The organism is Actinobaculum suis (assembly GCF_900102025.1).
GTDB classification, from domain to species: domain Bacteria; phylum Actinomycetota; class Actinomycetes; order Actinomycetales; family Actinomycetaceae; genus Actinobaculum; species Actinobaculum suis.
Genome location: NZ_FNAU01000024.1, coordinates 1 through 8,947 on the forward strand (window position 1 = coordinate 1; position 8,947 = coordinate 8,947).

Here is an 8,947-nt window from a genome sequence, read left to right on the forward strand (position 1 = left end):
TTCCCCTACGTCAACGGAGGGCTGTTTAATTCTCGTACCTCCGGCCCAATCGAAATTCCACTATTCACCGAGGAACTCTATGATCTCCTGGTCAATCGGGTCTCGCGGGATACGAACTGGGCGGAAATCTCTCCGACCATTTTCGGCGGCGTTTTCGAATCCACCCTGAACCCGGAAACCCGTGCCAGCGGCGGCATGCACTACACCAGCCCGGAAAATATCCACAAAGTGATCGACCCACTTTTCCTCGACGATCTCACCGCCGAACTCCAAAACATCCTCACCGAATTCGCCGGCCAGGACGTCAAACGCAAAAACCGGCTACGCGCTTTCCACGATAAAATTGCAGGCCTTACTTTCTTTGATCCGGCGTGCGGCTCCGGAAATTTCCTCACGGAAACCTATATCTCGCTGCGCCGCCTCGAAAACAAAGCGCTCTCCGAACTCACCGATCAAACCGAACTCGCTTTCGGCGATATCACGCCGCTGAAAGTCTCGCTCGACCAGTTCTACGGCATAGAAATCAACGACTTCGCGGTCTCAGTTGCCTCCACGGCCATGTGGATTGCCGAACTGCAGGCCAATATCGAAGCGCAAACCATCGTCACCCAGCTGATTGAAGATTTACCGTTGTCCGACGCCGCACATATCGTGCAAGGGAACGCTTTACGTACTGACTGGGCTGAAATTCTCCCACCCGAAAAATGCAGCTACATCATCGGCAACCCGCCGTTCTTGGGGTACTCACGGCTGAACACAGATCAGAAAGAAGAACGCCTCGCGATCTTCGGAAAAGGCGGAGGCATCCTAGACTATGTAGCCTGCTGGCACCGGAAAGCCGCGGAATATATGCAAGGCACGGCCTGTGAAGCCGCGTTGGTATCCACCAACTCGATTTGCCAAGGCCAACAGGTTACACCGCTGTGGCAGCCGCTTTTCGAGATGGGTATTTCCATCAACTTCGCGCACCGGTCCTTTTCATGGGCAAATGAAGCGACCGATCAAGCGCAAGTCACCTGCGTTATCATCGGCTTCTCTCATAAGGAACGAAAAGAAAAATACCTCTGGGATTATCGTCGCGCGACGCCGGAAGAACGCGCAGCGGGTTCAGCACGCGAGATCGGGATGCCCAGCGCGGTGGGCCATATTAACGCCTACCTCACCGATGCTCCCGATGTGTTTATCCGACGTCGTAGCAAACCTCTCAGTGATGTTCCTGAAATGTCAAAGGGCTTCCAGGCTACCGATAACGGATATCTCCTGCTCTCCGCCGATGAATATGAAGACATAATCACCGAGGAACCTGCCGCTGAAAAGTGGATTCGCCCCTTCTCCATGGGGCAAGAATTCATTAATGGCGTGGATCGGTATTGTCTGTGGCTTGTGGATGTTACGCCGGCAGATTTTAAGGACTTACCGCATGTGAGGGCTCGAGTTGAGGCTTGCCGTGAGTGGCGCAGCCAGCAAACCACAACCGGTGATGCTTACAAACTCAAGGACACCCCGCATCTCTTGCGCCCCACCTCAAAATTCAAAGACAGAACCTACATCGGCATCCCGGTCGTTTCCTCGGAACGCCGCCGATATATCCCGCTTGGATTCGTTACTAATGGGATGATTCCGGGGAATAAGCTGTATTTCATTCCAACGGATTCACTATTTATCTTTGGTGTTCTAATGTCACAATTCCACAATGCTTTCATGCGGGTTGTGACTGGCCGCCTCGAATTGCGCTACAACTACGGAAACACCACGGTCTACAACAACTTCGTGTTCCCAGATCCCACGGATTCACAGCGAGAAGCAATCGAAAGCGCTGCGCAGGCAGTATTGGATGCCCGCGAAGAATATCCGGGGGCTACACTCGCCGATCTGTACGACCCAGATAACAGCTGGCTCTACCCGGAACTCACGCGAGCCCACGAGCAACTTGACCGCGCCGTAGAAGCCGCCTACGGCGTCGACTATTCAGACATGGAAGACTCCGCGCGCGAAACCGCCATCGTCGCCCACCTCTTCAAGCTCTACGCCCAAGCCACCACAAAATAACCCGGCACCCACGCCACACCAACCCACACAGGAGAATAAAGAGCATCCCACCTAATCGTATTTTTAGTTGGCTATCTAGCCTCTTTCGCCGCGAAGAATCATTTCTGCGCCCTGAAACGTCACAGCATGGGGCTAGCTCGCGATTGTATCGTGACCACACGCTCTATCCGCTTACCTCAGAGCCCGTCACCACCCGAATTACGTTGCCCGCGGATAAAGAAGTTTATGAGGACCAGGTTTACGTGTATGACAGTTCCTCGTACCAGCACGTTCCTACGGGCGACGCAAAAATGACAAGTACCGCTACCGGAACTGTATGGGATACTCGGAGTAGTCACGGAATGTGTCTGCTACACAGGGGCTTCCCCATAGGATTTATTCACGTTCTTCCCCGTAACACCATCAGATCCGCGCGCCGGGCCGGAATTGAAATAAAAGTACAGGCACGAATAGAAGGCAATCTCCCCGGTTATCCGGGTATCCGTCATGTCACCGTTTTCAGGCCAAAAAGTAACCAAGTGATCGAAAACTATGTCGAAGCGACGCGTAACGGCGTGCCGGAAACGGCGTCGTACATCGAATATTTCGAAAATAACGAGGACGACTACGCAGAACTTCGCCCACGTAAACACTGGTATTTCAAGGGCGTAACCTTCAATTACCTGCCGGTCCCCGAAGGTTCTAAAGCGAAACCCACGATTGAACTACGCAGCGCGGCCGGCCAACTCATCTGCCGGCTCAACGGACGTAACCGCGTGTATGCAGATGTTGTTGAAGCCGAACGCGCGTCAAGACCGCCCTGCCACAAATGCCCAATTTTCTCCAAAAAATACGATTAATTCATCCGATCGCAGCGTTACGATGGGAACATGGCAACGATAAATAACCTCGCATACGATCCCGTCGGAGCTCACGTCACATCCTGCACCACCGAATTCGGAGACCTCTTCTACCTGTCCTCAGCCAGCGCTTTCGGCGAGGGCGAAGCCATCCGCGGCGGCATCCCCGTCATCGCACCGTGGTTCGCTACCTTCTTAGGCGAGCTGCAGCATGGCTGGGCGCGTCGCCAAGCATGGGACATCACCGAACACGACGCCGGCTACACCGCAAGGCTGCGAAGCGACGGACTCCAACTCGGCCTCGAAGTTACCACCGCAACCAACGAGCTCTCCCCCGGTGAAACCAACGCCCTGGAGATGAGCGTCACCGTCGAAGCAGCCAAGTAACCCCGAGCTGGACTCTCGCCTCAAAATGCCGTCGCCTGGTGCGGCGGCATGTGTGGTTTCTTTGCCCGTCTTGAAGTCATAATCCACCACCACATAGATTATGGCTTATCGCCAAGTCATAAACAGAGGAAGCTGTGTAGCTTCGACCCGCTTCTCCTGCGTTCAGAAGCCAGCTCGTCGTCGCGCATTGAAACCTTACCGCGAGCACGTCGCCCCCCATCGACGTTCGTGGCGAGTAGTGTTGTGAAGTAGGGCGCGGGCGTGCGTATGTCAATATCCCCGGTTACTTGAGAACCTCCGTCAGCGCCTGAATTCTTTCCAGGTACGTGCTGTCGAATCCCCCAACGTACTCCGCTTGCCAGCTGAAGAACTCGCGCGCGGCCTCGGCGAGGTCAGCGGTGGTGGATACTAAGAGTTCATCGTGTTGGCTCGCAAAATATTCGGGGAACGTGACCGTCGTGCCTTTGAGAATAAAGGTTTCGACCTCTAGCCGCGTTTCATTCATCCAGTGGTTCATACGTTCGCACCGCCTAATAATGGGCTTGGCCCCTAGATTCCGGACTCGCGCAGTTCCGTTTCTTCCAGGTCGCGTAAGCTCATACCCTCGCTATTCTTTCAGTGCTCCCGGCCATTTGTGGAAGCGCCCATAAGAAAATTTGAGGCGGCCGACGGCGAATTCCTCCGCGATGAGCGCGGCCAGATTACCGGCGGGGTAACGTTGAGCCTGGTAGCCGAACCGATTGCGGATTTCTCACCCAGCCAGGACGATAACCCACTGCGTGGCACGATGCGCCTCCACAGCAAGGACTCCATCCTGGAACGGTATCCGAGCGTGGAGGCCTACTACGGGGCATGCGATGTGCACGACGACGCACTCGAAAAAGCAGGATATCTAGAAAAAACCGGGCGCCGCTTGCTCCGCAATGTCGAAGCCGAGTTGTGGGAACGTGCGGTTAACGGAGCACCAGCGCCGCAGTCCTCGCCGCAAAGCGTGGCATAGAAAAACCGCAGTGCGTGGCGTCACCAGGGGCGGGGATAGTGCCACCTGAAAGCGTGGCATAACCACCCCGCGCCGCCCGCCACAATCACCACACCAGTCACACCAGCCACACCACTTACTGAAAAACTGAGAATTCGCTCAGTCACGCACCAAGAAGACCGCCACCACAGGACCTTCATCCCGGAAAAGCCGCAAACAGACGCAGTGTCGCGAACTCAGGGCGGCTGATAAGCCTTATTTACGGCAAGAGCCTTGCCGCAGGTAAGGCTTCCCTAATAGTATGGGCCACATCGTTTACCGAAAATTTCATTCTGTATGAAATCAACTAACAAACATACATTAGAAACGGAGAACTCTATGAGTAAGCACATTCGTTTCGCTGCCGTTGGTGCGGCCCTGGCTCTCGCGCTGGTTGGCTGCTCGAACGATAATGGCGGCAGCGATGCCACCACGTCGGCCGCAGCTCCGACCACCACGGCTGAAGCCCCTGCCGATCCGACCACGTCGGCTGCTCCGCAGGAAGGCGCTATCGAAACTGACAAGAAGGCCACCCTCGCCGACTGGGAAGGCACCTGGGAATCCACCTCGGGTTACTTCGATAACCCCGAGATTCAGGCCGAAATGGAAGAACACGCCAAGGAAGAAGGCGAAACCGTTGAGCAGGTCAAGGCTGAACTTGACGAACGCAACGGCACTGAATTCGACGCAATCAAGATCGACGACAAGACGATCACCTTCATTGCCGATCTCGACAAGGCTGATAACCCGACCGAACAGGGCTACGAGTACACGCACGAAACCGCTTACGACGTAAGCTCCTCGGAACACTCCTTCGCCTGGCACTTCTTCAAGGGTGCTGAAGGTGCTCCGCACAAGTACGTTGCTCTCATGCCGCAGCACGGCGAAGAGAAGCTCGTCCACTTCCACATGCGCTACGGCGATTCCATCGATGAAATCCTCAAGAAGGACGATTGGTTCCCTGTCATGATCAAGAAGGGCACCGCCGACATTGAAATGGTCAAGGAAGAAATCTTCGAACACCATCACTAAAATCGCCCGATGCTGGTATCTCGGCGATGCGCTCGCATCATCCCGATGCTCCAGCATCTCAGCGATAACGTGACTGGATTAACAGAGTTACTGAAGGGACGGGGCATACACGTGAGGTTTATCCGAGCACTGTTCGCAATGGCTCTCGCACTGGTTTTCACAGTTACCGGATGTAGTAGCCAACCTAACGAAAGTAGCGAAGGCAAACCGGTCGTGTATGCCTCGTTCTATCCTGTCTACGACATGGTTTCCACCGTCGCGGGCGATACGCTCGACGTGCGGATTTTCATGCCGGCAGATAAAGACCCCCACATGTGGGAACCCACTCCTAAAGACATGAAGGAGCTCGCCCAAGCTGATCTCCTCGTGGTCAACGGAGCCAACTTTGAGCCCTGGCTCGATCAGGTGCAATCCGCAATCCCGGATCTGGAAGTTCTGCGCCTTTCCGATTACATCGACCTCATCAACTACAAAGGCGCCGCCGCAATCGGCGAATTCCAATATCTCGCCCGCCCCGGCTTCGAAGGCGGCAAAGAATACTCCATTATCTTTGGCCACACGCACGAAAAACACATGCGCGTTGCCTTCTATAAAAACGATGACGGCCTCGAAGGCCAAGCGCTCATTGACAAGTGCAAAGAACTCATGCGCGACGAGGGCCCCGAAGTCACCCAGGACAACAGCCCCACCGTGGAAAGCGGGAAGGTCATGAAAATCAAGATGGGCCACGAAGCCGGCCGGCTTGATTTCACAATTCCCGACGACGGCGACTGGATTTTTATCGCCGACCGCATCTCCGAGCAGCTCCTCCCCTATACACTTGCTGATTCCGGCGGGCACACCATCGAACCCGAAGTCCTGATGGATAACGCCTCGAGCGCCACCGACAAAATCACCTACGACCCGCATTCCTGGCTCTCACTCGTCAACGCGAAAAGCTACGTCAACGCCATCAACGACACGCTGCGCAAGAAGTACCCCGAACACGAAGACGTCTACGCGAAAAACAAATTTGACCTCGTGAGCTCCATGACGGAAGTCCACAACGAATACAAAATCAAAATGAGGGACTTGGAGCATCGCGAATTCGTGGTGAGCCACAACGCCTACGAATATTTGGCCCGGGATTTTGAATTAATCCAATACCCACTGCAGGGGCTCACCAGTATGAACCAGCCCAGTATTCGTACGCTCACGAATGCAATTAGGTACGTGCGCGATAACGACGTCGAATATATTTTCTACGAACTTGGGTCCCTCCCGTATGGCGCAGACACTGTGGCTGCCGAAGTCGACGCCGAACTTTTGCCGCTTGCTTCCATGGAATACGTAACGAAGGAGCAGGGCGAAAAGTACGGCGGATACGTCGGCCTCATGCGAATGAACTTGGAAAACCTCTACGTTTCACTGGTGCGATAAGAAGGAACGATTGTGGACGCAATTTCACTGGATAACGTCTATTTTTCATACGGCCCACACCCCGTAATTCAAGGCGTTGATCTGACCATCAAAAAGGGCGAAACGGTGTGTATGACCGGGGAAAACGGCTCCGGCAAATCGACCCTTTTGAAGCTGATTATCGGGGCGCTGGAACCGGCGTCGGGAACCGTGAAGGTGCTCGGCTCGAGTATGCATAAGCGTCGCGGCGTGCTGGAGCTGGGCTACGTGCCGCAAAACAACGCGATCAGCCAAACTGCTTTCCCCATTACCGCCCGCGAAATCGTGGTGATGGGTCTGCTTTCTGATTTCGGCTTTGCGAAAATTCCGCGACGCCGGCATCTGGACCGTGCCGAAGACACACTAACGCAGATGGGGCTTGAGAAATATATTCACTTCCCGTTTTCGGAACTCTCCGGCGGTTTGCAGCAGCGCGTCATGATTACACGTGCGCTCATTCACGATCCGGAAATCGTTATTTTGGATGAGCCGACCGCCGGCGTCGACAAAGAAAGCCGTGAGGAATTCCTGCAGTTCCTCGATAAGTACACGTCAGAAAAAGGGCTGACCGTTCTGATCGTGACGCATGATACGAAGACGATTATTGAGAATATGAATATCGATACCTTCATCAATATTCAGGAGGGCCAACTTCATGCTGGAATTTGAGTTTATGCGCCGGACCCTCATGGTCGGCCTCATGCTGGGAATCTCGATTCCGCTGATCGGCGTGGTGATGGTCAACCGGCGTACCGCCATGATGGGTGACGCGCTGTCGCATACCGCACTGGCGGGTGTGGGCCTGGGGCTCATTGCCGGTTTCAACCCGGTGGCGGGCGCCATCCTGGTGGCGGTTGCCGGGGCGTTCCTGATTGAAACGATCCGTAAATACGCGCCGCAGTACGGCGATCTGGCAACCGCGGTGACGATGGCGGCCGGTCTTGGTTTAGCCGTGATCCTCTCGGATCTGGCACCCGGTGGCCGCAGCTTCGAATCGTATCTGTTCGGAAGTATTTCCTCGGTGATGTGGAGCGACCTCATTCTCACCGCGGTGGTATTTGTGCTCGTGGTGGGTGCCTCGATTGTGCTCTACGGATCGCTGCTTGATATGTCGGTAGATCCAACGCTTGCACGGCTTTCCGGTACGCGCGTTGGTATGAGTAATGCGATTTTCACGGCGCTCGCCGCGGTGACGGTGGCGCTTGGTTCGAAGATCATCGGGGCGCTTTTGGTGGTCTCGATTATGGTGCTGCCGGTGGCAAGCGCGCTGCTGGTTTCGCGTAGCTACCGGGATACCACGCTGCTGTCGGTACTCCTCGGCGTGATCTACACGATGACGGGTATCACCCTCTCCTACTACCATGAGGTGCGGCCGGGTGGTGCCATCGTGATGGTGGCCGTGGCGGGAATGCTTATCTTCCTCGTCTACCGGTCGATTAGGAAACGCGTAGACCGCAGCGAGGCCAATTCGCCCGCGATGATCAACGCGGTTTTCGCTGAGTAGAAGCCACATCGCTGAGTAGCGGTGGTTTCGCCGAATCCCGGCGGAATCACTGATTGGGCGGTTTTCGCTGAATAACAAGAGGTTTGGGGCGCGGCAGGAGGCGAACTGCTGCTCCACAGCCGACTGAGATACCGGTGCCACACCCAGCGAAGGGTAGCCCGGAGTTCGAGTCGGAAGCGCGCATAGCGTGACTTTGGCTGAGGCCAAAGCCCAACGTTTATGCTCTAGGAAGGTCGTGTACCCTTCTCGCCTCATCCATCCCTTTGGGCTTGTCCTCAAGTTGTTGACGTTTTTCTAAGCGGCTTCCACGAATGGTACCGCGGTTATTAATTCATATTTGACGGGTGTGTGACCGCCGATAGCCGTGTGGATCCGGGTCCGCGTGCAACACCAATTTGCGTGGTGCGCGCCCCCGTAGCCCAATCGCCATATCCAAGGCTTTTAGCACGGTTTGAGTGGTCTGCTTATCGGCATGAATACCGCGCCGGCACAGGGCTATTGCTAGACGCGGTGCCCCATAAGTTTGCCGGGAGTTTTCAAACTCTTTTGCTACCGCCTCATCAAAACGCCGCCGCTGCTGTGCCCTGGCCTGGCGTAGGGCGCTTCGGGAACGCCACGCATAATAACCCTGGCCAGTAAACCCCAAGAACTGCCGCCATGAATGTAACCGAGTATCCATAA

Annotated in this window: 10 protein-coding genes and 1 pseudogene; 8 read left to right on the forward strand and 3 right to left on the reverse strand. The window is 55.2% G+C overall.

The window, feature by feature from the left end; genetic code table 11:
• The coding region (locus tag BLT47_RS08605; RefSeq protein ID WP_074663884.1) for a class I SAM-dependent DNA methyltransferase at positions 1 to 2,049 on the forward strand (2,049 nt) is incomplete at its 5' end.
• 350 nt (positions 2,050 to 2,399) lie between these two features.
• On the opposite strand, the gene BLT47_RS09385 is transcribed toward BLT47_RS08605, so the two are convergent.
• Positions 2,400 to 2,537 carry a hypothetical protein gene (locus BLT47_RS09385; RefSeq protein WP_176764511.1) on the reverse strand — a complete coding sequence of 46 codons (138 nt, stop codon included), beginning with the start codon at positions 2,535 to 2,537 and terminating at the stop codon, positions 2,400 to 2,402.
• 30 nt (positions 2,538 to 2,567) lie between these two features.
• Between BLT47_RS09385 and BLT47_RS08610 the strand changes: the two genes are divergently transcribed.
• Together BLT47_RS08610 and BLT47_RS08615 are read left to right on the forward strand one after the other, a co-directional pair.
• Positions 2,568 to 2,888: a hypothetical protein gene (locus BLT47_RS08610; RefSeq protein ID WP_074663888.1), complete on the forward strand. Its 321-nt coding sequence runs from the start codon at positions 2,568 to 2,570 to the stop codon at positions 2,886 to 2,888.
• Positions 2,889 to 2,918: 30 nt separating this feature from the next.
• On the forward strand, positions 2,919 to 3,275 hold the full coding sequence (locus BLT47_RS08615; protein ID WP_074663892.1) for an aldose epimerase family protein: 357 nt from the start codon (positions 2,919 to 2,921) through the stop codon (positions 3,273 to 3,275).
• A gap of 283 nt (positions 3,276 to 3,558) precedes the next feature.
• Here BLT47_RS08615 and BLT47_RS08620 read toward each other — a convergent pair whose 3' ends face one another.
• Positions 3,559 to 3,780 carry a hypothetical protein gene (locus BLT47_RS08620; protein WP_143021831.1) on the reverse strand — a complete coding sequence of 74 codons (222 nt, stop codon included), beginning with the start codon at positions 3,778 to 3,780 and terminating at the stop codon, positions 3,559 to 3,561.
• A gap of 129 nt (positions 3,781 to 3,909) precedes the next feature.
• Here BLT47_RS08620 and BLT47_RS08625 point away from each other — a divergent pair, with 129 nt between their 5' ends.
• From BLT47_RS08625 to BLT47_RS08645, 5 genes are all read left to right on the forward strand, one after another.
• Positions 3,910 to 4,275, forward strand: coding sequence for an alpha/beta hydrolase domain-containing protein (locus tag BLT47_RS08625; protein ID WP_074663900.1), 366 nt, complete (start codon positions 3,910 to 3,912; stop codon positions 4,273 to 4,275).
• Between the two features lie 357 nt (positions 4,276 to 4,632).
• Complete coding sequence (locus tag BLT47_RS08630) at positions 4,633 to 5,325, forward strand: ZinT/AdcA family metal-binding protein (protein WP_049619545.1); 693 nt, start codon at positions 4,633 to 4,635, stop codon at positions 5,323 to 5,325.
• 138 nt (positions 5,326 to 5,463) lie between these two features.
• Complete coding sequence (locus tag BLT47_RS08635) at positions 5,464 to 6,744, forward strand: metal ABC transporter substrate-binding protein (RefSeq protein ID WP_049619546.1); 1,281 nt, start codon at positions 5,464 to 5,466, stop codon at positions 6,742 to 6,744.
• Between the two features lie 12 nt (positions 6,745 to 6,756).
• Positions 6,757 to 7,431, forward strand: coding sequence for a metal ABC transporter ATP-binding protein (locus BLT47_RS08640; protein ID WP_074663905.1), 675 nt, complete (start codon positions 6,757 to 6,759; stop codon positions 7,429 to 7,431).
• The gene (locus tag BLT47_RS08645) at positions 7,418 to 8,266 is read left to right on the forward strand and encodes a metal ABC transporter permease (protein ID WP_049619548.1); all 849 of its coding nucleotides are present in this window, start codon (positions 7,418 to 7,420) and stop codon (positions 8,264 to 8,266) included. Before BLT47_RS08640 ends, BLT47_RS08645 begins: the two co-directional genes overlap by 14 nt.
• Positions 8,267 to 8,597: 331 nt before the next feature.
• On the opposite strand, the pseudogene BLT47_RS09465 reads toward BLT47_RS08645, so the two are convergent.
• Positions 8,598 to 8,947 (reverse strand): annotated as a pseudogene (locus BLT47_RS09465) (hypothetical protein); the annotation flags it as partial.

Bases quoted from the DNA above. Each gene is read 5' to 3' on its own strand.
- BLT47_RS08645 (WP_049619548.1), top strand. From the start codon at position 7,418: ATGCTGGAATTTGAGTTTATGCGCCGGACCCTCATGGTCGGCCTCATG.
- BLT47_RS08615 (WP_074663892.1), top strand. From the start codon at position 2,919: ATGGCAACGATAAATAACCTCGCATACGATCCCGTCGGAGCTCACGTC.
- BLT47_RS08620 (WP_143021831.1), bottom strand. From the start codon at position 3,780: ATGAATGAAACGCGGCTAGAGGTCGAAACCTTTATTCTCAAAGGCACG.
- BLT47_RS08630 (WP_049619545.1), top strand. From the start codon at position 4,633: ATGAGTAAGCACATTCGTTTCGCTGCCGTTGGTGCGGCCCTGGCTCTC.
- BLT47_RS09385 (WP_176764511.1), bottom strand. From the start codon at position 2,537: ATGACGGATACCCGGATAACCGGGGAGATTGCCTTCTATTCGTGCCTG.
- BLT47_RS08635 (WP_049619546.1), top strand. From the start codon at position 5,464: ATGGCTCTCGCACTGGTTTTCACAGTTACCGGATGTAGTAGCCAACCT.